At 70.1% G+C, this 24335-nt stretch carries 23 protein-coding genes; 20 read left to right on the plus strand and 3 right to left on the minus strand.

Annotation, left to right across the window (positions count from 1 at the left end; genetic code table 11):
• Positions 1-206 precede the first annotated feature (206 nt).
• The 15 genes from pgsA (at position 207) to ACTWQF_RS12215 (ending at position 15843) form a co-directional block, all read left to right on the plus strand.
• Complete coding sequence (gene pgsA / locus ACTWQF_RS12145) at positions 207-920, plus strand: phosphatidylinositol phosphate synthase (RefSeq protein WP_443279298.1); 714 nt, start codon at positions 207-209, stop codon at positions 918-920.
• Positions 917-1909: a phosphatidylinositol mannoside acyltransferase gene (locus ACTWQF_RS12150; protein ID WP_443279300.1), complete on the plus strand. Its 993-nt coding sequence runs from the start codon at positions 917-919 to the stop codon at positions 1907-1909. Before pgsA ends, ACTWQF_RS12150 begins: the two co-directional genes overlap by 4 nt.
• Positions 1906-3078 carry a glycosyltransferase family 4 protein gene (locus ACTWQF_RS12155; protein WP_443279302.1) on the plus strand — a complete coding sequence of 391 codons (1173 nt, stop codon included), beginning with the start codon at positions 1906-1908 and terminating at the stop codon, positions 3076-3078. The genes ACTWQF_RS12150 and ACTWQF_RS12155 overlap by 4 nt, the downstream gene beginning before the upstream one ends.
• A 21-nt stretch (positions 3079-3099) precedes the next feature.
• Entirely contained in the window at positions 3100-3660 is a 561-nt protein-coding gene (locus ACTWQF_RS12160) for a hypothetical protein (protein WP_443279304.1), read from the plus strand.
• A 131-nt stretch (positions 3661-3791) separates the two neighbouring features.
• Complete coding sequence (gene pdxS / locus ACTWQF_RS12165; RefSeq protein WP_443279305.1) at positions 3792-4727, plus strand: pyridoxal 5'-phosphate synthase lyase subunit PdxS; 936 nt, start codon at positions 3792-3794, stop codon at positions 4725-4727.
• A gap of 144 nt (positions 4728-4871) precedes the next feature.
• Complete coding sequence (gene pdxT / locus ACTWQF_RS12170) at positions 4872-5462, plus strand: pyridoxal 5'-phosphate synthase glutaminase subunit PdxT (protein ID WP_443279307.1); 591 nt, start codon at positions 4872-4874, stop codon at positions 5460-5462.
• 59 nt (positions 5463-5521) lie between these two features.
• Positions 5522-6274 carry a YebC/PmpR family DNA-binding transcriptional regulator gene (locus ACTWQF_RS12175; RefSeq protein ID WP_443279308.1) on the plus strand — a complete coding sequence of 251 codons (753 nt, stop codon included), beginning with the start codon at positions 5522-5524 and terminating at the stop codon, positions 6272-6274.
• Between the two features lie 171 nt (positions 6275-6445).
• Positions 6446-7015, plus strand: coding sequence for a crossover junction endodeoxyribonuclease RuvC (gene ruvC, locus ACTWQF_RS12180; RefSeq protein ID WP_443279477.1), 570 nt, complete (start codon positions 6446-6448; stop codon positions 7013-7015).
• Positions 7012-7638: a Holliday junction branch migration protein RuvA gene (gene ruvA / locus ACTWQF_RS12185; RefSeq protein ID WP_443279309.1), complete on the plus strand. Its 627-nt coding sequence runs from the start codon at positions 7012-7014 to the stop codon at positions 7636-7638. The genes ruvC and ruvA overlap by 4 nt, the downstream gene beginning before the upstream one ends.
• Positions 7639-7642: 4 nt before the next feature.
• Entirely contained in the window at positions 7643-8701 is a 1059-nt protein-coding gene (gene ruvB / locus ACTWQF_RS12190; protein WP_443279311.1) for a Holliday junction branch migration DNA helicase RuvB, read from the plus strand.
• Between the two features lie 164 nt (positions 8702-8865).
• Complete coding sequence (gene yajC / locus ACTWQF_RS12195) at positions 8866-9396, plus strand: preprotein translocase subunit YajC (protein ID WP_443279313.1); 531 nt, start codon at positions 8866-8868, stop codon at positions 9394-9396.
• Between the two features lie 138 nt (positions 9397-9534).
• The gene (secD, locus tag ACTWQF_RS12200; RefSeq protein ID WP_443279315.1) at positions 9535-11322 is read left to right on the plus strand and encodes a protein translocase subunit SecD; all 1788 of its coding nucleotides are present in this window, start codon (positions 9535-9537) and stop codon (positions 11320-11322) included.
• 1 nt (position 11323) lies between these two features.
• A complete protein-coding gene (secF, locus tag ACTWQF_RS12205; RefSeq protein ID WP_443279317.1) occupies positions 11324-12493 on the plus strand; it encodes a protein translocase subunit SecF in 1170 nt (389 codons plus the stop codon).
• A gap of 13 nt (positions 12494-12506) precedes the next feature.
• On the plus strand, positions 12507-13073 hold the full coding sequence (locus ACTWQF_RS12210; RefSeq protein ID WP_443279478.1) for an adenine phosphoribosyltransferase: 567 nt from the start codon (positions 12507-12509) through the stop codon (positions 13071-13073).
• A 160-nt stretch (positions 13074-13233) separates the two neighbouring features.
• Positions 13234-15843, plus strand: coding sequence for a RelA/SpoT family protein (locus ACTWQF_RS12215; protein WP_443279319.1), 2610 nt, complete (start codon positions 13234-13236; stop codon positions 15841-15843).
• A gap of 167 nt (positions 15844-16010) precedes the next feature.
• Here the strand turns inward: ACTWQF_RS12215 and ACTWQF_RS12220 are convergent, their stop codons facing one another.
• Positions 16011-17240: a DUF349 domain-containing protein gene (locus tag ACTWQF_RS12220; protein WP_443279320.1), complete on the minus strand. Its 1230-nt coding sequence runs from the start codon at positions 17238-17240 to the stop codon at positions 16011-16013.
• A gap of 215 nt (positions 17241-17455) precedes the next feature.
• Entirely contained in the window at positions 17456-18262 is an 807-nt protein-coding gene (locus tag ACTWQF_RS12225) for a peptidylprolyl isomerase (protein WP_443279322.1), read from the minus strand.
• Between the two features lie 225 nt (positions 18263-18487).
• Here ACTWQF_RS12225 and ACTWQF_RS12230 point away from each other — a divergent pair, with 225 nt between their 5' ends.
• The 4 genes from ACTWQF_RS12230 to ACTWQF_RS12245 all read left to right on the plus strand — a co-directional run bounded on the left by ACTWQF_RS12230 (position 18488) and on the right by ACTWQF_RS12245 (position 22639).
• Positions 18488-19213 (plus strand): MBL fold metallo-hydrolase, encoded by a 726-nt coding sequence (locus ACTWQF_RS12230; RefSeq protein ID WP_443279324.1) that lies wholly within the window; start codon positions 18488-18490, stop codon positions 19211-19213.
• Positions 19214-19224: 11 nt separating this feature from the next.
• The gene (gene hisS / locus ACTWQF_RS12235; protein WP_443279326.1) at positions 19225-20547 is read left to right on the plus strand and encodes a histidine--tRNA ligase; all 1323 of its coding nucleotides are present in this window, start codon (positions 19225-19227) and stop codon (positions 20545-20547) included.
• A gap of 8 nt (positions 20548-20555) precedes the next feature.
• Positions 20556-21191, plus strand: a complete 636-nt coding sequence (locus ACTWQF_RS12240) for a vitamin K epoxide reductase family protein (protein ID WP_443279479.1) — start codon at positions 20556-20558, stop codon at positions 21189-21191.
• A 92-nt stretch (positions 21192-21283) separates the two neighbouring features.
• On the plus strand, positions 21284-22639 hold the full coding sequence (locus tag ACTWQF_RS12245; protein ID WP_443279327.1) for a replication-associated recombination protein A: 1356 nt from the start codon (positions 21284-21286) through the stop codon (positions 22637-22639).
• Positions 22640-22666: 27 nt separating this feature from the next.
• On the opposite strand, the gene ACTWQF_RS12250 is transcribed toward ACTWQF_RS12245, so the two are convergent.
• On the minus strand, positions 22667-23470 hold the full coding sequence (locus ACTWQF_RS12250; RefSeq protein ID WP_443279328.1) for a DUF2470 domain-containing protein: 804 nt from the start codon (positions 23468-23470) through the stop codon (positions 22667-22669).
• 55 nt (positions 23471-23525) lie between these two features.
• On the opposite strand from ACTWQF_RS12250, the gene rpsD reads away from it, so the two are divergent.
• A complete protein-coding gene (gene rpsD, locus ACTWQF_RS12255) occupies positions 23526-24137 on the plus strand; it encodes a 30S ribosomal protein S4 (RefSeq protein ID WP_443279330.1) in 612 nt (203 codons plus the stop codon).
• Positions 24138-24335 lie beyond the last annotated feature (198 nt).

The raw sequence follows: 24335 nt of genomic DNA on the forward strand, positions 1-24335 counted from the left end.
TGTCACCTGCTGGAGCACGCTGAAGGGGCCGAGCGGTCGCGAAGACCACGGTTCTTCCGAGCTTTACACCGCTGCCGACAGGCGTCCATACGTGGAACACGGCACTACCCGACCGTGTGCGCCGAGCGCTGCCGCCGCGTGACTACGATGGGCCACCCGGTGGCCACACCGTCATCCGGCTCGCCCTCGACGTACCAGGGACGGTCATGCTGAACAAGTACGCGCGTGCTTTCTTCACGCGTGTCCTCACCCCGTTCGCCGCGATGCTGCTGCGCCGGGGAGTGAGCCCCGATGCCGTCACCCTGGTCGGCACCGTCGGGGTGACGGCGGGAGCGTTGATCTTCTACCCCGTCGGGGAGTTCTTCTGGGGCACCGTCGTCATCACGCTGTTCGTCTTCTCGGACATGGTGGACGGCAACATGGCGCGGCAGCTGGGCCGCTCCAGCCGCTGGGGGGCCTTCCTGGACTCCACGCTCGACCGGGTGGCGGACGCGGCCGTCTTCGGCGGGATCGCGATGTGGTACGCGGGCCGGGGCGACGACCTGGTGCTGTGCGCGGTGACGCTGTTCTGCCTGTCGAGCGGACAGGTCGTCTCCTACACCAAGGCACGCGGCGAGAGCATCGGGCTGCCGGTGAACGTGAACGGGCTGGTGGAGCGGTCCGAGCGGTTGGTGATCACGCTGGTGCTGGCGGGCTTCTCAGGCTTCGAGGCCACTTTCGGCGTCCCGAACATCGGCGTACTGCTCCCGATCGCCCTGTGGGTGGTCGCGGTCGGCAGTGCTGTCACCCTCGGTCAGCGCGTGGTCACGGTGCGCCGTGAGTCCGCGGAGCTGGCAGCGGCGGAGGAGTCGAAGCCCGTGCCGGGGGAGCGGCAGGCCACCGCGGGGGACGAGACGGAGGAGAAGGGGAGGACCGCTTGAGCGCGCTGCGCGACCGGCTCACCGACTCGCTCTACGGGCTGGGCTGGGCGGGGGTCAAGAAGCTGCCCGAGCCCGCCGCCGCTGCGCTGGGCCGTCAGCTGGCAGACACGGTGTGGCGGCGCCGCGGCAAGGGCGTCACGCGGCTGGAGGCCAACCTCGCCCGTGTGGTGCCGGACGCGTCGCCGGCCCGTCTGCGGCAGCTCTCACGCGCCGGGATGCGCTCATATCTGCGCTACTGGATGGAGTCCTTCCGGCTGCCTGCCTACAGCGAGCAGCACATTCTCGACAGCGTCGACGTGGAGAACCTGGACCGCCTCACCGACGCGCTCGCCTCCGGTCGCGGCGTCATACTCGCGCTGCCGCACATGGGCAACTGGGACCTGGCAGGCGCCTGGGCAGTGACCGCGACCCGTACGCCCTTCACGACGGTCGCGGAGCGCCTCAAGCCGGAGAGCCTCTACGACCGGTTCGTCGCCTACCGGGAGAGCCTTGGCATGGAGGTGCTGCCGCACGGCGGCTCCTCCGCGTTCGGCACGCTGGCGCGCAGGCTGCGGGCGGGCGGCTTCGTCTGCCTGGTCGCCGACCGCGACCTGTCCGCCAGCGGGATCGAGGTCAAGTTCTTCGGTGAGGCCACGCGGATGCCCGCCGGCCCCGCGCTGCTGGCCCAGCAGACCGGGGCGCTGCTGATGCCGGTGACGCTCTGGTACGAGGCGCCGCCGCGGATGAAGGCCAGAGTCCACGAGCCGGTCCCGGTGCCGGAGCTCGAGGGGCGCAGGGAGCGGGTCGCGGCGATGACGCAGACCCTCGCCGACACCTTCGCGGCGGGCATCGCCGAGCACCCGCAGGACTGGCACATGCTCCAGCGCTTCTGGCTCGCCGACCTGGAGCCGACTCCGGGGAAGTCCCCCGAGCCGGACAAGTCCCCCGGACCGGGGACGGCCCCGTCAGCGGGAGAGGGCCCGGGCGCGGGCGAGCGGGGGCCCGGATGAGGATCGGCGTCGTCTGCCCCTACTCGTGGGACGTCCCCGGCGGCGTCCAGTTCCACGTCCGCGACCTGGCCGAGCATCTGATCCGGCTGGGGCACCAGGTGTCCGTACTGGCGCCCTCGGACGACGAGACCCCGCTGCCGTCCTACGTCGTCTCGGCGGGGCGCGCCGTGCCGGTGCCGTACAACGGTTCGGTGGCGCGGCTGAACTTCGGCTTCCTCTCGGCGGCCCGGGTCCGCCGCTGGGTGCACGAGGGCGACTTCGACGTTCTGCACATCCATGAGCCGGCCACTCCCTCGCTGGCGCTGCTGGCCTGCTGGGCGGCTCAGGGCCCCATCGTCGCCACCTTCCACACCTCCAACCCGCGCTCCCGGGCGATGATCGCGGCGTATCCGATCCTCCAGCCCGCGCTGGAGAAGATCAGCGCCCGGATCGCGGTGAGCGAGTACGCGCGCCGCACCCTGGTCGAACACCTGGGCGGGGACGCGGTCACCATCCCCAACGGCGTCGACGTCGGCTTCTTCGCCGACGCCGAGCCCAAACGGGAGTGGCAGGGCGGCCCCGAAGGTCACACGATCGGGTTCATCGGCCGTATCGACGAGCCCCGTAAGGGCCTACCGGTGCTGATGAAGGCGCTGCCCGCCATCCTTGAGGCGGCTCCGGGCACCCGACTGCTGGTCGCGGGGCGGGGCGACGAGCAGGAGGCGGTCGCCCAACTGCCGCCCGCCATGCGGGAGAGCGTGGAGTTCCTCGGCATGGTCAGTGACGAGGACAAGGCCCGGCTGCTGCGCAGTGTCGACCTCTACGTCGCGCCCAACACGGGCGGCGAGTCCTTCGGGATCATCCTGGTGGAGGCCATGTCGGCCGGTGCTCCGGTGCTCGCCAGCGACCTGGACGCCTTCGAGCAGGTGCTGGACGGGGGAGCGTCCGGCGAGCTGTTCCCCGTGGAGCAGGCGGACGCACTGGCTGGCGCCGCCGTACGCTTGCTCGGCGACCCCGGACGCCGCGCCGACCTGTGCAAGCGCGGCACCCGGCATGTGCGCCGGTTCGACTGGTCCACCGTGGGCGCCGACATCCTCGCCGTGTACGAGACGGTCACGGACGGTGCCGCTTCCGTCGCACCCGACGAGCGCACCGGGCTGTGGGCCCGGTTCGGCCTCGCCCGGGACTGAACCCAGAACCGGATACCTACGATGCCGACCCTCACCACCGTCATCTGGATCGTCGTAGCGCTGCTGCTCGTCGGCGTCTATCTGAGCTGGACAGCCGGCCGCCTGGACCGGCTGCACGCGCGGATCGACGCGGCCAAGGCGGCGCTGGACGCCACCCTGCTGCGCCGCGCCTCCATCGCCCAGGAGCTCGCCACGGCGGGAGTCCTGGACCCCGCGGCCTCGATGGTGCTCTACCAGGCCGCACACGGCGCCCGGCAGGCCGAGGAGGAGCAGCGCGAGGTCGCCGAGAGCGAACTGAGTCAGGCACTGCGGGCCGTCTTCGCCGAGAGCGCCCAGCTGGAGGCCGTACGGGAGGCACCCGGCGGCCATGAGACGGCCGGCGAGCTGAGCGCGGCGGTACGCAGGGTGCCCATGGCGAGACGCTTCCACAACGATGCCGTACGGGCTGCGCGGGCGCTGCGGAGTCACCGCACCGTGCGCTGGTTCCGGCTGGCCGGGCACGCTCCGTCGCCGCTGGCGTTCGAGATGGACGACGAGCCGCCACCGGTGCTGGCCGACCGGGGGCACCCTTCCGAAGACTGACGGCACTGGTGGGCGGGGGTTTGCAGGCCACAGCCCGGCGATTGGCCCTTTTCGCAGGCGACCCCGTTCGAGCAGGCTTACGAAGGACCTGAGCGGTCCCGTCGAACACCACCCCTTCAGCGAGGTCGAACGTGTCAACTCCGTCCACCGCCACAGCATCCTCGGCGTCTGCCGCGGCGCAGCGCCCCGAGACCGGTACAGCGCGCGTCAAGCGGGGCATGGCCGAGCAGCTCAAGGGCGGCGTGATCATGGATGTCGTCACCCCCGAGCAGGCGAAGATCGCCGAGGACTCGGGTGCCGTCGCCGTGATGGCGCTGGAGCGTGTGCCCGCCGACATCCGCAAGGACGGCGGCGTGGCCCGGATGTCCGACCCGGACATGATCGAGGGCATCATCGAAGCCGTCTCGATCCCGGTGATGGCCAAGTCCCGCATCGGTCACATCGTCGAGGCCCAGGTCCTCCAGGCGCTCGGTGTCGACTACATCGACGAGTCCGAGGTCCTCACCCCGGCCGACGAGGTCAACCACAGCGACAAGTTCGCCTTCACCACGCCCTTCGTCTGCGGTGCCACCAACCTGGGCGAGGCCCTGCGCCGGATCGCCGAGGGCGCGGCCATGATCCGCTCCAAGGGTGAGGCCGGCACCGGCAACGTCGTCGAGGCCGTCCGGCACATGCGCCAGATCAAGAACGAGATCGGTAAGCTGACCGTCCTGGACGACAACGAGCTCTACGGGGCGGCCAAGGAACTGCGCGCGCCGTACGAGCTGGTCAAGGAGGTCTCGGTGGCGGGCAAGCTGCCGGTCGTCCTCTTCTCCGCGGGCGGCGTTGCCACCCCGGCGGACGCCGCGCTGATGCGCCAGCTCGGCGCGGAGGGCGTCTTTGTGGGCTCCGGCATCTTCAAGTCCGGCGACCCGGCCAAGCGCGCCGCGGCCATCGTGAAGGCCACCACCTTCTACGACGACCCCAAGATCATCGCCGATGCCTCCCGCGGCCTGGGCGAAGCCATGGTCGGCATCAACTGCGACACCCTCCCGGAATCGGAGCGCTACGCCAGCCGCGGCTGGTAACGGCGGCATCGGAGCACGCGCCCTCTGTGGGCACCCGGACCCGTCCCGCGAGGCGGAGCGGGTGACCCAGAGGGCGGTGCCCGTCCACCCACCGCACGAGCCCCACCCCGCGTAGGCGCCCGGCAACAACGAAGGACCCGCACAGTGTCTGTGCCCATGATCGGCGTACTCGCCCTCCAGGGCGACGTCCGCGAACACCTCGCAGCCCTGCAGGCGTCGGGGGCGAACCCCGTACAGGTCAGGCGCCCCGAAGAGCTCGACGCAGTCGACGGCCTCGTCATCCCCGGCGGCGAGTCGACCACCATCAGCAAGCTCGCCATCGCTTTCGGCCTCATGGACCGACTCCGCGAGCGGGTGGCCCAGGGGATGCCCGCGTACGGCTCCTGCGCCGGCATGATCATGCTCGCCGACAAGATCCTCGACCCCCGCTCCGGACAGGAGACCATCGGCGGCATCGACATGATCGTCCGCCGCAACGCGTTCGGACGCCAGAACGAGTCGTTCGAGGCGGCCCTCGATATGCCGACGGTTCCCGGCGGTCCTGTGGAGGGCGTCTTCATCCGCGCCCCCTGGGTCGAATCGACCGGCGCGGCAGCCGAGACACTGGCCTCCTACGACGGTCACCCGGTGGCCGTCCGGCAGCAGCATCTGCTCGCCACCGCCTTCCATCCGGAACTGACCGGCGACCAGCGGGTGCATGCCCTGTTCACGGAGATGGTGCGGTCAGCACACTGAGTTGCTGACGGTAGGATCTCCGCGTCGAGAAGAAGTTGGGACTGTGAAGGAGCGAGGCTGTGTCCGGCCACTCTAAGTGGGCTACCACCAAGCACAAGAAGGCCGTGATCGATGCCAAGCGCGGCAAGCTCTTCGCGAAACTGATCAAGAACATCGAGGTCGCGGCCCGGATGGGAGGCGCCGACCCGGAGGGCAACCCGACCCTCTACGACGCCATTCAGAAGGCGAAGAAGCAGTCGGTTCCCAACAAGAACATCGACAGTGCGGTCAAGCGGGGCGCGGGCCTTGAGGCCGGCGGTGCCGACTACGAGACGATCATGTACGAGGGCTACGGCCCCAACGGCGTCGCCGTGCTGATCGAGTGCCTCACCGACAACCGCAACCGCGCGGCCTCCGACGTGCGGGTCGCCATGACCCGCAACGGCGGCTCCATGGCCGACCCGGGCTCGGTCTCCTACCTGTTCAACCGCAAGGGCGTCGTCATCGTCCCGAAGAACGGCCGGACCGAGGACGACATCCTCGGCGCCGTGCTGGAGGCGGGCGTCGAGGAGGTCAACGACCTCGGCGAAAGCTTCGAGGTGATCAGCGAGGCCACCGATCTGGTCGCTGTGCGCACCGCTCTGGTCGATGCGGGGATCGACTACGACTCGGCCGAGGCCAGCTTCGTCCCCAGCATGCAGGTCGAGCTGGACGAGGACGGCGCCCGCAAGATCTTCAAGCTGATCGACGCGCTGGACGACAGCGACGACGTGCAGAATGTTTTCGCCAACTTCGATGTGCCCGACGATGTGATGGCGAAGGTCGACGCGTAAGCGGTGTCCCCGATGTGCCGGTGAGGGGGTGCCCCTGCCTGTCTTCCGCGGACTGCGGGTGATGTTGTGGCTTGTCGCGCAGTTCCCCGCGCCCCTCAAGATGCACCGGGCTGTCAGAGGTCCCCGATAACCTGCGGGAACATAAGCACGGTTGCAGAGAGGGGGATGGCATTGCGCGTGCTGGGGGTCGATCCCGGGCTGACCCGCTGCGGCATCGGCGTGGTCGACGGTGTCGCGGGGCGGCGGCTGACCATGGCGGGCGTCGGTGTGATCCGTACGCCTGCCGAGGCGGAGATTCCCGAGCGGCTGGTGCTGATCGAGCGCGGGCTGGAGGAGTGGCTGGACGAACACCGCCCCGAAGCGGTCGCGGTGGAGCGGGTGTTCAGCCAGCACAACGTCCGCACCGTCATGGGCACTGCGCAGGCAAGTGCCGTGGCCATGCTGTGCGCGGCCCGGCGTGGACTGCCGGTGGCGCTGCACACCCCCAGCGAGGTCAAGGCCGCCGTCACCGGTTCGGGCCGGGCCGAGAAGGCGCAGGTCGGTGCCATGGTGACGCGCCTGCTGGGGCTCTCGGCGGCGCCGAAGCCCGCCGACGCGGCGGATGCGCTGGCCCTCGCCGTCTGCCACATCTGGCGCGGCCCGGCGCAGACCCGGCTCCAACAGGCCGTCGCAGCCCGGCAAGCCGGCCCCGCCTCAGGTACGCAACGTACGCCGCACCGCAGGAAGGGCACCGTTCGATGATCGCCTCCCTCTCGGGCCCCGTCGCCGCGCTCGGCCCCGACTCCGCCGTGATCGAGGTCGGCGGGGTCGGCATGGCGGTCCAGTGCACGCCCGGCACGCTCGCCGGGCTGCGCATGGGCGAGCCGGCCAAACTGGCCACCTCGCTGGTCGTACGGGAGGACTCGCTGACCCTCTACGGCTTCGCGGACGACGACGAGCGGCAGATCTTCGAACTGCTCCAGACCGCGAGCGGGGTGGGCCCCCGGCTTGCCCAGGCGATGCTCGCGGTGCACAGCCCCGACGCGCTGCGGCTCGCCGTCGCCGGCGGGGACGAGAAGGCGCTGACCGCCGTGCCCGGCATCGGCAAGAAGGGCGCGCAGAAGTTGCTGCTGGAGCTGAAGGACCGGCTCGGACAGCCGCTGGGCACGGTTCCCGCTTCGCGAGGGGCCGTGGCACCGGCAGCGCCGGGGTGGCAGGAGCAACTCCACGCAGCGCTGGTCGGATTGGGGTACGCCACCAAGGAGGCGGACGACGCGGTCGCGGCCGTGGCCCCGCAGGCGGAGGCCGTTGTCGCGGACGGTGGTGAGCCCCAGGTCGGTGCGCTGTTGAAGGCCGCCCTCCAGTCGCTGAACCGGGCACGGTGACGCCATGAGCTCCGAGGAACGGCTCGTCGACGCCGAGGTCGACGGTGATGAGCAGGCTGTCGAAGCCGCGCTGCGCCCCAAGCAGTTGGGGGAGTTCATCGGGCAGCCCAAGGTGCGGGAACAGCTCGATCTGGTGCTGCGCGCGGCCCGGGCCCGCGGCGGTACCGCCGACCATGTGCTGCTTTCCGGTGCGCCCGGACTCGGCAAGACGACACTGTCCATGATCATCGCGGCGGAGATGGGCGCCCCCATCCGCATCACCTCCGGGCCCGCCATCCAGCACGCGGGCGACCTCGCGGCGATCCTCTCCTCCCTCCAGGAAGGGGAGGTGCTCTTTCTGGACGAGATCCACCGCATGTCCCGCCCGGCCGAGGAGATGCTCTACATGGCCATGGAGGACTTCCGCGTCGACGTGATCGTCGGCAAGGGGCCAGGAGCCACGGCCATCCCGCTGGAGCTGCCTCCGTTCACGCTGGTCGGGGCCACCACCCGGGCCGGGCTGCTGCCACCGCCGCTGCGCGACCGCTTCGGGTTCACGGCGCACATGGAGTTCTATGAGTCGGCGGAACTGGAGCAGGTCGTACGCCGGTCCGCGGAGCTGCTGGAGGTGCGTACGGATCCGGAGGGCGCCGTGGAGATCGCCGGGCGCTCCCGGGGCACGCCCCGTATCGCCAACCGGTTGTTGCGGAGGGTGAGGGACTACGCACAGGTCAAGGCGGACGGCGTCATCACCCGCGAGGTGGCTGCCGCGGCGCTGGAGGTCTACGAGGTGGACGGGCGCGGTCTCGACCGGCTCGACCGTGCGGTGCTCGGCTCGCTGCTGAAGCTGTTCGGCGGCGGTCCCGTCGGGCTTTCCACGCTTGCCGTCGCGGTTGGCGAGGAGCGTGAGACAGTGGAAGAGGTGGCCGAGCCGTTCCTCGTGCGCGAGGGATTGCTGGCCCGTACTCCTCGTGGTCGCGTGGCCACACCAGCCGCATGGGCTCATATGGGTCTGACCCCGCCCCAGCAGTCCTCGCGGTCGGCTTCCGGAGGGCCGGGGCAACAGGGCCTGTTCGGAGCGTGACGGCGCGGAGACTCGGCGGGCCGGGAACCTCGGTGCCATGCTTGACGTTGTTCCATCGGCGAAGGCTCCCTTAGACTCCGCCGACGCCCTCCCTTTGCGGAGGCTTGCCCACCCCGAATACCCAGGCCGCTGAGACGCGGCCATGCGAAGGAATATCTTCCGCCGTGGATCCTATTGCTCTGCTCCCGTTCATTGTGATCATCGGGGCCATGTTCCTGATGACTCGCTCCGCCAAGAAGAAGCAGCGTCAGGCCGCGCAGATGCGTGATCAGATGCAGCCTGGCACGGGCATCCGCACCATCGGGGGCATGTACGCCGTCGTCAAGGAGATCCGCGAGGACAGCGTCCTCGTGGAGATCGAGCCCGGCACGCACGCGCTCTTCGCGAAGAACGCCATCGGTGCCGTCCTCTCCGATGAGGAGTTCGACCGCATCACGAACGGCCCGGAGGGCGAAGAGTTCGAGGTCGACACGGTGGTCCCCGACGACGCCTCCGCGCTGACCCGGGGCGAGGACGCTCCCTCCGACGCGAAGCTCGACCTCGAGAAGAAGGACGCCGACGACGGCCCCGACGCCGCCGCGGAGAAGGACGACGAGGAGCCCGCCGAGGCGTCCGACGAGCCGAAGGCGGACTCGGCCAAGGCCGACGACACCGCCAAGGACGGCAAGCGGGACGAGGACGCCGACTCCAAGTAAGGTCAGCGCCGCCGGACTGGGGGAGCAGGACCGGGTCCGGCGGCGTAGCACGTCCACAGACCACTTCGCGCGCCGCTGTGCCGCGCCCGGCCGAACTCGCGGGGCGGCACGGGCGGTTGGACAGGGAGAGACGAGAAGGTGGCAGCACCGAAGAGGGGTCGCAGGGCCTCCGGCGCCAAGGGGAGGCCGTGGCGCTCCCTAGGGCTGATTCTGGTGATCACGGCCGGGCTGATCGTGGGGATGTTCGCCTCGGGCCACAAGACGCCCAGGCTGGGCATCGACCTGGCCGGCGGCACCAGCATCACGCTTGAGGCCAAGAACCAGCCCGGCAAGCCCAACGCGATCAACAAGACCAACATGGACACCGCCGTCGGCATCATCGAGCGGCGCGTCAACGGTCTTGGTGTGACCGAGGCCGAGGTCCAGACCCAGGGCGACCGGCACATCATCGTCAACATCCCCAAGGGCACCAACTCCAAGCAGGCGCGCGAACAGGTGGGCACCACGGCGCAGCTCGCTTTCCGCCCGGTGCTGACGCTGACGCAGGCCCAGAAGCCGCAGCCCACGCCCTCCAAGCCCGGCAGCTCCGACAAGCAGGGCAGCCAGGACGGCAAGGGCAAGCAGGACGAGAAGGCGAAGCCGTCCTCCTCGTCCTCCGCCTCACCGTCGCCCAGCGGCCAGGGCCGCGCCGTCACCGAGGGACTGACGGCCAAGGGCGCCGCCAAGACGGACAAGAGCCCCAGCCCCCAGCCCAGCGACTCCGGCGGCAAGAAGAAGTCCCCGCAGCCGACGGTGCCGCCGCAGCAGCCCCAGGCCCCCGGAGTCCCGGCCGGGCTCGCCAAGGAGCTCGCCGCGCTCGACTGCAGCACCAAGGAAGCCCGGGCCAAGGCCAGCGAGAAGGCCGCGAACACCAAGGGCTCCGAGCCGATCGTCGCCTGTGACGCGAAGGACCCGATCAAGTACGCTCTCGGCCCGGTCGCCGTACCGGGCAAGAACGTCAGCAAGGCCAAGGCGGTCTTCGCCCAGGACCGCGGTCAGTGGATCGTCCAGATGTCGTTCAACGACAAGGGCTCCGACCAGTTCGGCGACATCACCGGCCAGCTGATGAAGAAGCAGCAGCCGCAGAACCAGTTCGCCATCGCGATGGACGGCGAGGTCCAGTCGGCGCCGACGGTGAACCAGCGGCTGACCAACAACGCGGAGATCTCCGGAAGCTTCACCCAGGAGTCCGCCGAGGAACTGGGCAACATCCTCTCCTACGGTGCGCTGCCGCTCTCCTTCGAGGAGTCGGACGTCACCACCGTCACCGCCGCGCTCGGCAGCGACCAGCTGAAGGCGGGTCTCATCGCGGGCGCCATCGGCCTCGCCCTGGTGGTCGTCTACCTGGTCGCCTACTACCGCGGCCTCTCGCTGATCGCCATCCTCAGCCTGCTCGTCTCCGCGGCCCTGACGTACACGATCATGACGCTGCTGGGCCCGGCGATGAGCTTTGCGCTCAACCTGCCGGCCGTCTGCGGCGCCATCGTCGCCATCGGCATCACGGCCGACTCGTTCATCGTCTACTTCGAACGTATAAGGGACGAAGTGCGCGAGGGCCGCACGCTGCGGCCCGCGGTCGAGCGCGCCTGGCCGCGCGCCCGGCGCACCATCCTCGTCTCCGACTTCGTCTCCTTCCTCGCCGCCGCGGTGCTGTTCATCGTCTCGGTCGGCAAGGTGCAGGGCTTCGCGTTCACGCTGGGCCTGACCACCGCGCTCGACGTCGTCGTGGTCTTCTTCTTCACCAAGCCGGTCATGACGCTGCTCGCCCGCAGGAAGTTCTTCTCCGACGGGCACCCCTGGTCGGGCCTCGACCCCAAGCGGCTCGGAGCCAGGCCACCTCTGCGGCGCGGCCGCCGCACCGTCAGCACCGACCCGAAGGAGGTCTGAGGTGTCCCGTCTCGGCAGTCTCGGCGCCCGGCTGTACCGCGGTGAGGTCGGCTACGACTTCGTCGGGCACCGCAAGCTCTGGTACGGCCTCTCGATCCTGATCACCATCACGGCCATCGTCGGAGTGGTGGTCCGTGGCCTGAACATGGGCATCGAGTTCGAGGGTGGTGCCGTCTTCACCACGCCCAAGACCTCCGCCTCCGTGGAGCAGACCACGCACGCGGCGGAGAAGGTCTCCGGGCACACCGCCATCGTCCAGGAGCTGGGCGGCGGCGGAAAGCGCGTGCAGATCGCCAGCGTCGACACCGACACCTCCACCAAGGTCAAGGAGGAGCTGGCCGCCGAGCTGAAGGTGAACCCGGAGAAGATCGACGCACAGCTGGTCGGTCCCAGCTGGGGCGAGCAGATCGCCAACAAGGCGTGGCAGGGGCTCGGGATCTTCATGATCCTGGTGGTGATCTATCTCGCTATCGCCTTCGAGTGGCGGATGGCGCTCGCCGCGCTCATCGCGCTCATCCACGACATCACCATCACCGTCGGCGTCTACTCACTCGTCGGCTTCGAGGTCACACCAGGCACCGTGATCGGTCTGCTGACGATTCTCGGTTACTCGCTCTACGACACGGTCGTCGTCTTCGACGGTCTGAGAGAGGGCAGCAAGAACGTCACCAAGCAGACCAAGTTCACCTTCAGCGAGATCGCCAACCGCAGTATCAACGGCACGCTGGTGCGCTCCATCAACACCACCGTTGTCGCGCTGCTGCCGGTCGCGGGTCTGCTGTTCATCGGTGGCGGGATGCTCGGCGGCGGCATGCTCAACGACATCGCGCTCTCCCTGTTCGTCGGTCTCGCCGCCGGCGCGTACTCCTCGATCTTCATCGCCACCCCGCTGGTCGCCGACTTCAAGGAGCGCCAGCCCGAGATGAAGGCCCTCGCCAAGCGGGTGCGCACCAAGCGCCTGAAGGCCGCCGAGCATGAGGCACACGAGCCGGACGACGAGCACGGCGACGAGCCACCGGGTGACGGAGGCGGCGGTGTCCGCCCCTCCGTCACCGTGGACAACGGCCGCGGCGGAGGTCCTGCGGCGGCGGGCGCCGGGGTCGGGGGACAGCGGCGTCAGTCGCCCTCCCGCGGCCGGGGCCGTGGCAGGCCGTCGGGGAAGCGCAGGTGAGCCGGTGAGCGCGATGGAGTCCTCGGCGGCCCCGCTGGTCCCCGCCGATGTGCGGGAACTGCTGACCAGCCGGATCCACGACGTACCCGACTATCCCAAGCCCGGAGTGCTGTTCAAGGACATCACTCCGCTGCTCGCCGACGCCAAGGCGTTCTCCGTCCTCACGGACGTGCTGGCGGGCCTGGCCGAGCGGCGGGGGGCCACCAAGGTCGTCGGCCTGGAGGCGCGCGGCTTCATCCTCGGCGCCCCCGTCGCCGTGCGCGCGGGCATCGGCTTCGTGCCCGTACGCAAGTCGGGCAAGCTCCCCGGCGCAACGCTCTCCCAGGCGTACGACCTCGAGTACGGCAGCGCCCAGATCGAGGTGCATGCCGCGGGGCTCGCGGAGGGCGACCGGGTGCTGGTGATCGACGACGTACTGGCCACCGGCGGTACCGCCGAGGCGTCCGTGCAGCTCATCCGGCGCACCGGTGCCGAGGTTGCCGGAGCGGCCATACTGCTGGAGCTCGGCTTCCTGGCCGGACGGGAGCGGGTGGAGCACGCCCTGGCCGGTGCGCCGCTCGACACCCTCGTCACCGTCTGAGACCGCCGGCCGCCCTGCGCGGCCGGCGGCATGAGCGGCATAAGGCGGCCACCCCGTACGTTGATCCGAGGGTGGCCGCCTTCGCCGTCCGTCCGGGAGGGCCGGGTGTGGCCGGGGTGGCTACCATGGCAGTCCGACCGGGGTCCACCGAGGAGTGCACTTGCCAGACGAGGCCCAGCAGCTCACCGCCGCTCAGCGCCAGCAAGCGGAGGCCGCCGGCCAGGCGGCCCAGCGCCGGTCCGGCGCCGCGGCCAACGGCGGGCTGCCCTCGAAGAGCGAGGGCCCCGGCCGCTCGCGTGCCGCCGACAGCTCCGCGAACGCCAACGCCAACGGGAAGCAGCCCGGCACCGCGCACGGCGCCCCGAGCCGCAGCAAGGGCTCCGACCGGGGTGGAAAGGGCACAGAGAACGGCACACGTGACCGTGTGGCGCCCGCCCGGGCCGTCTCCGGGGTCTCGGGCCGCTCCGGCTCCTCCAACCGCGTACGCGCCCGCCTGGCGCGCCTGGGGGTACAGCGCTCCAGCCCGTTCAACCCGGTCCTGGAACCGCTGCTGCGGATAGTGCGCAGCAACGACCCCAAGATCGAGTCCTCCACGCTCCGCCAGATCGAGCGCGCCTACCAGGTCGCCGAGCGTTGGCACCGCGGTCAGAAGCGCAAGAGCGGCGACCCGTACATCACCCATCCCCTCGCCGTCACCACGATCCTCGCCGAGCTGGGCATGGACCCGGCGACGCTGATGGCCGGCCTGCTGCACGACACCGTCGAGGACACCGAGTACGGGCTCGACACCCTGCGCCGCGACTTCGGTGACCAGGTGGCCCTCCTGGTCGACGGCGTCACCAAGCTGGACAAGGTCAAGTTCGGCGAGGCCGCGCAGGCCGAGACGGTGCGCAAGATGGTCGTCGCCATGGCCAAGGACCCGCGCGTCCTGGTCATCAAGCTCGCCGACCGGCTGCACAACATGCGCACCATGCGCTATCTCAAGCGGTCCAAGCAGGAGCAGAAGGCCCGCGAGACGCTGGAGATCTTCGCGCCTCTCGCCCACCGGCTGGGCATGAACACCATCAAGTGGGAGCTGGAGGACCTCGCGTTCGCGATCCTCTACCCCAAGATGTACGACGAGATCGTGCGGCTGGTCGCCGAGCGGGCGCCCAAGCGGGACGAGTACCTGGCCGTCGTCACCGACGAGGTCCAGGCCGATCTGCGCGCGGCACGCATCAAGGCCACCGTCACCGGGCGGCCCAAGCACTACTACAGCGTCTACCAGAAGATGATCGTCCGCGGCCGGGACTTCGCGGAGATCTACGACCTGGTGGGCATCCGCGTCCTGGTGGACACCGTCCGCGACTGCTACGCGGCGCTGGGCACCGTGCACGCCCGCTGGAACCCGGTTCCGGGGCGGTTCAAGGACTACATCGCGATGCCCAAGTTCAACATGTACCAGTCGCTGCACACGACGGTGATCGGGCCCGGTGGCAAGCCCGTCGAACTGCAGATCCGCACGTTCGACATGCACCGCCGTGCCGAGTACGGCATCGCGGCGCACTGGAAGTACAAGCAGCAAGCCGTCGCCGGCACCTCCAAGGTGCGGACCGACGTGCCCAAGAGCGCGGGCAAGGGCGACGACCATGTCAACGACATGTCGTGGCTGCGGCAGCTGCTGGACTGGCAGAAGGAGACCGAGGACCCCGGCGAGTTCCTGGAGTCCCTGCGCTTCGACCTCTCCCGTAACGAGGTCTTCGTCTTCACCCCCAAGGGCGACGTCATAGCGCTCCCGGCGGGCGCCACCCCCGTCGACTTCGCCTACGCCGTCCACACCGAGGTCGGCCACCGCACCATCGGCGCCCGCGTCAACGGCCGCCTGGTGCCGCTGGAGTCGACGCTGGACAACGGCGACACCGTCGAAGTCTTCACCTCCAAGGCGTCCGGCGCCGGGCCCTCCCGCGACTGGCTCGGCTTCGTCAAGTCACCGCGCGCCCGCAACAAGATCCGCGCCTGGTTCACCCGTGAGCGACGTGACGAGGCCATCGAGCAGGGCAAGGACGCCATAGCGCGGGCCATGCGCAAGCAGAACCTGCCCATCCAGCGCATCCTCACCGGCGACTCGCTGGTCACCCTCGCGCACGAGATGCGCTACCCGGACATCTCCGCGCTCTACGCCGCGATCGGTGAGGGCCACGTCTCGGCGCAGCACGTCTGCCACAAGCTGGTGCAGGCGCTGGGCGGCGAGGACGAGGCCAAGGAGGACATCGCCGAGACCGCGCCGCCGATGCCGGCGCGCAGCACGCGGCGGCGCTCCACCACCGACCCCGGCGTCGTCGTCAAGGGTGCGGGCTCCGACGTGTGGGTCAAGCTGGCCCGCTGCTGTACGCCCGTTCCGGGCGACCCGATCATGGGGTTCGTCACCCGCGGCAACGGGGTGTCGGTGCACCGTACCGACTGCGTCAACGTCGACTCCCTCACCCGGGAGCCGGAGCGGATCCTGGACGTCGAGTGGGCGCCCACCCAGTCGTCCGTCTTCCTGGTCGCCATCCAGGTCGAGGCACTGGACCGCTCCCGTCTCCTGTCGGACGTCACCCGCGTGCTGTCCGACCAGCACGTCAACATTCTCTCGGCCGCCGTCCAGACCTCCCGCGACCGCGTCGCCATCTCCCGCTTCACCTTCGAGATGGGCGACCCCAAACACCTCGGCCACGTGCTGAAAGCCGTCCGCGGTGTCGAGGGCGTCTACGACGTCTACCGCGTCACCTCCGCGCGACGTCCGCAGTAGCGGATAGCCGAACGTCGTGGCGGGGCCCGTCGGTGATTCCGCCGGACCCTATGGGTGGGTGGTTGCGCACCGCTGCGGCGGGAATTGTCCGGGGGCTGCGCCCCCGGACCCCCTCGGCTGGTGGTGTGGGGGCTCCGGCCCTCACACCATGTCCGCCGCGACGGGGTTCAGCCGCCGAATTCCTGGAGGCCCTTGAGGGCCTGGTCCAGGAGGGCCTGGCGGCCTTCCAGTTCGCGCTCCAGCTTGGCGACCTTGGCGGTGTTCCCCGCGGAGCGGGCCTTGTCGATCTGGGCGTGGAGCTTGTCCACCGCGTCCTGGAGCTGACCGGTCAGCCCCTCGGCGCGGGCCCGGGCCTCGGGGTTGGTGCGCCGCCATTCCGCTTCCTCGGCCTCCTGGATGGCCCGCTCCACCGCGTGCATCCGGCCCTCGATCTTCGGCCGTGCGTCGCGCGGCACATGACCGATGGCGTCCCAGCGCTCGTTGATGGCACGGAAGGCACTCCGTGCGGCTTTCAGGTCGCTGATCGGCAGCAGCTTCTCCGCCTCGGCGGCCAGCTCCTCCTTGCGGGCGAGGTTCTCCCGCTGTTCGCTGTCGCGCTCGGCGAAGACCTCGCTGCGGGCCTGGAAGAAGACGTCCTGGGCACCGCGGAACCGCGCCCACAGATCGTCCTCGTGCTCCCGCTGCGCCCGGCCGGCGGCCTTCCACTCCTGCATCAGTTCGCGGTACTTGGCGGCGGTGGGGCCCCAGTCCCGGGAGCCGGAGAGCGCTTCCGCCTCGGAGACGAGCTTCTCCTTCCGCTGCCGCGCCTCTTCGCGCTGTGCGTCCAGCTGCGCGAAGTGCGCCTTGCGGCGCTTGGAGAACGCCGAGCGGGCGTGCGAGAAGCGGTGCCACAGCTCGTCGTCGCTCTTGCGGTCCAGCCTCGGCAGGCCCTTCCAGGTGTCGACCAGGGCCCGCAGCCGCTCGCCGGCTGCCCGCCACTGCTCGCTCTGGGCCAGCTCCTCCGCCTCGGTGACCAGCTCTTCCTTGGCGCGGCGCGCTTCTTCGGCCTGCTGCGCCTTGCGGGCCTTACGCTCCTCGCGGCGCTTCTCGACGACCTCGGTGAGATGGTCGAGCCGGCCCCGCAGCGCGTCCAGATCGCCCACGGAGTTGTGCGCGTCGACCTGCTCGCGCAGGTGCTCGATCGCGGCGGTGGCGTCCTTGGCGGACAGGTCGGTGGTTTTCACCCGGCGCTCAAGCAGGTCGATCTCCACGACCAGACCGTCGTACTTGCGCTTGAAGTAGGCGAGGGCTTCGTCGGGCGAGCCCGCCTGCCACGACCCGGCGACCTTCTCGCCGTCCGTCGTACGCACGTACACAGTCCCCGCGTCGTCGACGCGGCCCCACGGGTCGCTGCTCACAGCGCCTCCTCCACAAGATGCCTGGGAGCGCTGTGGCCCCCCGGCATCGTCCACGGTTCTCGTCACAGCCAACATAGGCGACCGGCGCCCGCGCTGTCCGCATCCGGCGAGCGGCGAATTGCCGGTCGGGAGCGGTTCCGGAACGGTACCGCGCGGGCGACGGCTGGGGGCACTCCCCCAGCCTCCGGCCAGGAGGTACCCCCAGGGCGACCCCGTCAGGACTTACGGACCGTAGCCTTGTCGATCACCACGGTGGCGTTGGGCGGGCCGTCACCCTGCGGGGAGCCCACTCCGGCCTTGGTGATCTTCTTCAGCACCTTCATCCCGGAGTCGGAGATCTTGCCGAACGGGGTGTAGTTGGGCGGGAGCTTACTGTCCTTGTAGACGAGGAAGAACTGGCTGCCGCCGGTGTCCGGGCCGCTGTTGGCCATCGCGACGGTGCCGGCCGGGTACTCGGCGCCCTTGAGGTTCTCGTCGGGGAGCTCGTAGCCGGGCCCGCCGCTGCCGCTGCCGGTCGGGTCGCCGCACTGCAGCACGGACAGGCCGGGCTGATCGGTCATCCGGTGGCAGGGCGTGTGGTCGAAGAACTTCTCGCCCGCCAGGAAGTCGAAGGAGTTGACCGTGTGCGGCGCCTTGGCCGCGTCCATGGTGAAGTCGATCTCGCCGCAGGTGGTGCTCAGCTGCATGGTGTACGAGGCCGACTTGTCCACCTTCATGGCCGGCTCCTTCTTCCACTGCTTGCGCGTCGCCTTGCCCTTGGCCGGCTTCTCGCAGGGGTCCGGGGCCTTGCTGGTGGGAGGCGCCGAGGGCTGGTCCGCCGCGTTGTCGTCGTCCTTCTTCTTGTCGCCGTTGAGCCCGCCCGAGGCGGCGTAGGCGCCGCCGGCGGCCAGGACGATCACCAGTCCGAGGGTGATCGAGATGTTGCGTATTCGAGCCTTGCGGCGGGCCGCCTCCCGCCGCTTGAGCTGCCGCTCGTACTTCTCACGGGCGAGCTGCTTTCTGCGCTGCTCACTGCTGACCACGGTCTCGTCTCCTTCGAGGCGTTTGGTGAGGCGTCTGGCGAGCGTCTTCGAGGCGTCGCACCTGCAGGACCTCACGTACCGTATACGCCGCCCTCACGGCTTCGCCGTGCCTGTTACGGGTTCGCCCCACACGGACCCGCGCCGGTAGGCTGGCAGCTGCCTGACCGGCGGCGGGCCTGCTCGGCCGCGTCGCCGCCCCCGCTGTCGGACGAATGAAGGACGATCGTGCTCGTTGCCGGGTTCCCCGCCGGGGCCTGGGGGACCAACTGTTATCTGGTCGCCCCCGCCGCCGGCGAGGAGTGCGTGATCATCGATCCGGGCCACCAGGCCGCGCAGGGTGTCGAGGAAGCCGTCGCCAAGCACCGGCTGAAGCCGGTCGCGGTGATCCTCACACACGGCCACATCGACCACGTCGCCTCCGTCGTCCCGGTGTGCGGTTCACACGGCGTACCCGCCTGGATCCACCCCGCCGACCGTTTCATGATGAGCGACCCGGAGAAGGCGCTGGGGATCACCATCGGGCAGCCCCTGATGGGCGAGCTGACGGTGGGCGAGCCGGACGACGTCGAGGAGCTGTCCGACGGCGCGGTGCTGAACCTGGCGGGCCTGGAGCTGACCGTCGCGCACGCGCCCGGCCATACCAAGGGGTCGGTGACCTTCCGGATGCCCGAACAGGCCGACGTACCGCCGGTGCTGTTCTCGGGCGACCTGCTGTTCCCCGGCTCCATCGGACGTACTGATCTGCCCGGCGGCGACCCGGACGAGATCCTCCGGTCCCTGGCGCGTGTGTGCCTTCCGCTGGAGGACGAGACCGTGGTCCTGCCCGGGCACATGCACCAGACGACCATCGGCCGCGAGCGCGCCACCAATCCCTTCCTGCGACAGGTGGCGGAGCACGGCCAGGGTGGCGGCGGCATCGACGCAGCCGCCACCCCGCGACGAGGAATGTGACGAGAAGCCACGTGAGCACCTTCAAGGCCCCCAAGGGCACCTACGACCTGCTGCCGCCCGACTCCGCGAAGTTCCTCGCGGTGCGCGAGGCCATCGCCGCGCCGCTGCGCAGGTCCGGCTACGGCTATGTGGAGACCCCCGGGTTCGAGAGCGTCGAGCTGTTCGCCCGCGGTGTCGGCGAGTCCACCGACATCGTGACCAAGGAGATGTACACCCTCACCACCAAGGGCGGCGACGAGCTGGCCCTGCGCCCCGAGGGCACCGCTTCGGTGCTGCGCGCCGCGCTGGAGTCCAGCCTCCACAAGGCGGGCAACCTCCCGGTGAAGCTGTGGTATTCGGGCTCGTACTACCGCTACGAGCGCCCCCAGAAGGGCCGCTACCGCCACTTCTCGCAGGTGGGCGCCGAGGCGCTGGGCACCGAGGACCCGACGCTGGACGCCGAGCTGGTCATCCTGGCGTACGACGCCTACCGCTCGCTGGGGCTGACGGGCTTCCGGCTGCTGCTCAACTCGCTGGGCGACCGCACCTGCCGCCCCGTCTACCGGGACGCGCTCCAGGACTTCCTCCGCGGGCTCGACCTGGATGAGGACACCCGGACCCGGATCGAGATCAACCCGCTGCGGGTGCTGGACGACAAACGCGAGAGCGTGCAGCGGCAGTTGGCCGGTGCGCCGATGATGCGCGACCACCTGTGCGAGGAGTGCAAGGCGTTCCACGAGGAGGTGCGCGCGCTGCTCACCGAGGCGGGCGTGCCCTTCGAGGACGACCCTAGGCTGGTGCGCGGTCTCGACTACTACACGCGTACCACTTTCGAGTTCGTCCACGACGGCCTCGGCTCGCAGTCGGCCATCGGCGGCGGCGGGCGGTACGACGGCCTCTCGGAGATGATCGGCGGCCCCGCGCTGCCGTCGGTCGGCTGGGCCCTGGGCGTGGACCGTACGGTGCTGGCGCTGGAGGCCGAGGGGCTCGAGCTCGAACTGCCCGCGGCCACCGAGCTGTTCGCCGTACCGATCGGCGACGAGGCGCGCCGCCGGCTGTTCGGTCTGGTCACCGAGTTGCGCAGGGAGGGCGTCGCGGCGGACCTGGCGTACGGCGGCAAGGGCATGAAGAACGCCATGAAGTCGGCCAACCGCTCCGGTGCCCGGTTCGCGCTGCTGCTCGGGGAGCGTGACCTCGCCGAGGGTGTGGCCCAGCTCAAGGACCTCGACAGCGGCGAGCAGACGGCTGTGGCACTCGATCGGGTGGTGGCCGAAGTGCGGGCCAAGCTGCAACTGCCGCACAGCCAGTTGGGGCAGAATGTGCCCCTGCCGGGCATGGACCAGATGACGGGATGACGAAGGTTATGACGACGACGGCACCCCTCGACGAGGCGCACGTGGGCGAGGACACACCGAAGGGGGGAGCCGTCGGCGCGAGCCGGGCCTTCGCCTGGATGCTCATCGTCACGGCCGCCGCCGGACTGCTCGCGTCCTGGGTCATCACGCTGGACAAGTTCAAGCTGCTGGAGGACAAGAACTTCAAGCCGGGATGCAGCATCAACCCGGTCGTCTCCTGCGGCAACATCATGCAGAGCGACCAGGCCGCGGCCTTCGGCGCACCGAACCCCATGATCGGGCTGGTGGCCTACGGCATCGTCCTCTGCGTCGGCGTCACTCTGCTCACCCGCACCGCCTTCCCTCGCTGGTACTGGCTGACGTTCAACGCGGGGTGCCTGTTCGGCGTCGGCTTCGTGACCTGGCTCCAGTACCAGTCGCTGTACAACATCGGGAACCTGTGCCTGTGGTGCTGCCTGGCCTGGGTCGCGACGATCATCATGTTCTGGTACGTGACCGCGCACAACGTCCGCAACGGCTTCCTGCCGGCCCCTGCTGCGGTACGCGGCTTCGCCGACGAGTTCCCGTGGGTGCTCCCGGTGCTGCACATCGGAGTGATCGGCATCCTGGTCCTCACCCGCTGGTGGGACTTCTGGACGAGCTGACTCCGGGGCCGCGTACCGGCCGAGGAGCGAGGCTCCCCGGGGCCGGACCGCGGGCGGCACGGCTGTCAGAGCGCTGACTTAGGGTTTCCGGTGTGGAGCCCGATCTTTTCACCGCAGCAGCAGAGGAACGCCAGGCCAAGGACCCGTCCGCCAGCCCCCTCGCCGTACGGATGCGGCCGCGCACCCTGGACGAGGTCGTGGGGCAGCAGCATCTGCTGCGCCCCGGCTCACCGCTGCGCCGGCTGGTGGGGGAGGGTGGCGGCGGTCCGGCCGGCACTTCTTCCGTGATGCTGTGGGGGCCGCCAGGCACCGGAAAGACGACGCTCGCATACGTCGTCAGCAAGGCCACCGACAAGCGGTTCGTGGAGCTGTCGGCAATCACCGCCGGAGTCAAGGAAGTACGCAGCGTCATCGACGGCGCCCGCCGCGCCTCCGGCGCCTACGGCAAGGACACCGTCCTCTTCCTCGACGAGATCCACCGCTTCAGCAAGGCCCAGCAGGACTCGCTGCTGCCCGCGGTGGAGAACCGCTGGGTCACGCTGATCGCGGCCACCACGGAGAACCCGTACTTCTCGGTGATCTCCCCCCTGCTCTCCCGCTCCTTGCTGCTGACGCTGGAGCCCCTGACCGACGACGACATCCGTGGACTGCTGCGCCGGGCCGTCGCCGACGAGCGCGGTCTGGCAGCAGAGGTGACGCTCCCGGAGGACTCCGAGGACCATCTGCTGCGCATCGCCGGCGGCGACGCCCGGCGTGCGCTGACGGCGCTGGAGGCGGGCGCGGGGGCCGCACTCGCCAAGGGCGAGAGCACCATCTCGCTGGCCAGCGTCGAGGAGGCCGTCGACCGCGCGGCCGTGAAGTACGACCGCGCCGGTGACCAGCACTACGACGTGGCCAGCGCGCTGATCAAGTCGATCCGGGGCTCCGACGTGGACGCCGCGCTGCACTACCTCGCGCGGATGATCGAGGCCGGGGAGGATCCGCGGTTCATCGCCCGGCGCCTGATGATCTCCGCGAGCGAGGACATCGGGCTCGCGGATCCGACCGCGCTCCAGACAGCTGTTGCCGCGGCACAGGCGGTCGCGATGATCGGCTTCCCCGAAGCGCGGATCACCCTCGGCCATGCCACGGTGGCCCTCGCGCTGGCGCCCAAGTCGAACGCGGCGTATCTCGCCATCGACGCGGCGCTGGCGGACGTCCGTGCCGGGCTCGCCGGGCCGGTGCCGCCGCATCTGCGGGACAGCCACTACAAGGGCTCGCAGAAGCTGGGGCACGGGGAGGGATATCAGTACCCGCACGATCTGCCGGGCGGTATCGCAGCCCAGCAGTACGCGCCGGACGCGGTGCACGGGCGCCGCTATTACGAGCCGACGCGTTACGGCGCGGAGGCCCGCTACGCCGACATCGCCGACCGCGTGCGGGCCCGGCTCCGGGGGGAGGGGGACTGACCTCCCCACCGGATCGCCGAGAGGCCCTTACCCGCCCGCCGCGAACAGCGCGTGCATGGCATGGCGCAGCTCCGCAACCGTGCTGACGGGCTCCGCGAATTCGAAGCGGGCGTCCGCACACGTTCCCGTACGGCTCCAGCCGCGCACCCGCAGCCCGAACCGGTCGAGCGCCAGCGGAACGGCGCGCTCCCACCCCTGGCAGGCACACAGCCCGCGCACCTGCTCCTGGTGCGCGGCGGCCAGGTGCTGCAGCAGCTCCGCCTCATGGACGGCGAGGGGGTCGGGGAAAGCAGCGGCGAAGGCGTCTGGTTCCACCTCTTCCTCGCCCCACAGATCGTCGATGTACGCCTCGCCGACCTCCAGTCGCAACATCCGCCGGGAGGTGCCGGCGACGGGGGCCGAGGGAGCGGCCTCGGCGAGCAGCCGGGCGCAGACGGCGCGTTCCTCGCCGCGTACGGGGGTGAGCCAGCCCGCGATCCAGGCGCGTCCGCGTACCCGGTGAGGTACTGAGACGGGCGCCACATCCGTGATCTCCATCACCGCCGCGAGGTCGTCGTCCTGTGCGTAGGCGCTCACGCGTGCTTCCAGTGAGTCCGCCGGGACCAGCAGCAGGAGGTCTCCGTCGGGGGTGACGGTGCGGGCCTCGGGCATGCCTGAGCCGGGTTCCCGCAGGTCGGGCTCGGCTCCGGGGATGCCCAGCAGGGCGGATACGCTGGATTGCGCGAGGGTTCGTACGCGTTCGGCGGCGGTCGGCCGCCGGGCGTCTTCCACGGGACGCGGCTGTTCCTCCTCGGCGTCGGCGCCAGGCAGGGAAATCCCAGGTCGAAACATACGTACTCCTCGGCTAAGGTAAGGCTCACCTAACTTACACGGAGGTCCGTTCAACGTGAACCAGTCGCGTCCCAAGGTCAAGAAGTCGCGTGCCCTGGGCGTCGCGCTGACCCCGAAGGCCGTCAAGTACTTCGAGCAGCGCCCGTACCCGCCCGGGGAGCACGGCAGGGGCCGCAAGCAGAACAGTGACTACAAGGTCCGTCTGCTGGAGAAGCAGCGCCTTCGCGCGCAGTACGACATCAGCGAGAGCCAGATGCGCCGCGCCTACGAGCGCGCCCGCAAGACCGAGCTCAAGACGGGCGAGGCCCTGGTGATAGAGCTGGAGCGGCGGCTGGACGCGCTCGTGCTGCGCTCCGGACTTGCCCGCACGATCTACCAGGCCCGGCAGATGGTGGTGCACGGCCACATCGCGGTCAACGACCGCAAGGTCGACAAGCCGTCGTTCCGCGTGCGCCCCGACGACGTGGTGATGGTCCGCGAGCGCAGCCGCAGCAAGTACCCGTTCCAGGTCGCCCGTGAGGGTGGCTACGCCGGTGAGGGGGAGACCCCGCGCTACCTCCAGGTCAACCTCCAGGCCCTCGCCTTCCGCCTGGACCGGGACCCCAACCGCAAGGAGATCCCGGTGATCTGCGACGAGCAGCTCGTCGTCGAGTACTACGCCCGCTGACCGCCTGCTTCGGCTCAGCCCCGCCAGCCCGCCTGCCCGGTGCCGGTCCCACCCCGGTACGGGCACGGCGGGCTGCGGCGTTCCCCGGAGCGCCCGTAATGCGGTACGGGGGTGACGGTGCGGCGCGATAAGGTCGATACCTCATACGCCGCCGCGGTCGGCCCCCGGCGAGCGGCGGCCGACCCCCATGACCATCAA

It is taken from the genome of Streptomyces sp. 8N114, from assembly GCF_052245835.1.
Taxonomy (GTDB): domain Bacteria; phylum Actinomycetota; class Actinomycetes; order Streptomycetales; family Streptomycetaceae; genus Streptomyces.

Bases quoted from the DNA above. Each gene is read 5' to 3' on its own strand.
- ACTWQF_RS12155 (WP_443279302.1), top strand. From the start codon at position 1,906: ATGAGGATCGGCGTCGTCTGCCCCTACTCGTGGGACGTCCCCGGCGGC.
- ruvB (WP_443279311.1), top strand. From the start codon at position 7,643: ATGAGCTCCGAGGAACGGCTCGTCGACGCCGAGGTCGACGGTGATGAG.
- ACTWQF_RS12160 (WP_443279304.1), top strand. From the start codon at position 3,100: ATGCCGACCCTCACCACCGTCATCTGGATCGTCGTAGCGCTGCTGCTC.
- ACTWQF_RS12250 (WP_443279328.1), bottom strand. From the start codon at position 23,470: ATGTTTCGACCTGGGATTTCCCTGCCTGGCGCCGACGCCGAGGAGGAA.
- ACTWQF_RS12240 (WP_443279479.1), top strand. From the start codon at position 20,556: ATGACGACGACGGCACCCCTCGACGAGGCGCACGTGGGCGAGGACACA.
- ACTWQF_RS12210 (WP_443279478.1), top strand. From the start codon at position 12,507: ATGGAGTCCTCGGCGGCCCCGCTGGTCCCCGCCGATGTGCGGGAACTG.
- pgsA (WP_443279298.1), top strand. From the start codon at position 207: ATGCTGAACAAGTACGCGCGTGCTTTCTTCACGCGTGTCCTCACCCCG.
- ruvA (WP_443279309.1), top strand. From the start codon at position 7,012: ATGATCGCCTCCCTCTCGGGCCCCGTCGCCGCGCTCGGCCCCGACTCC.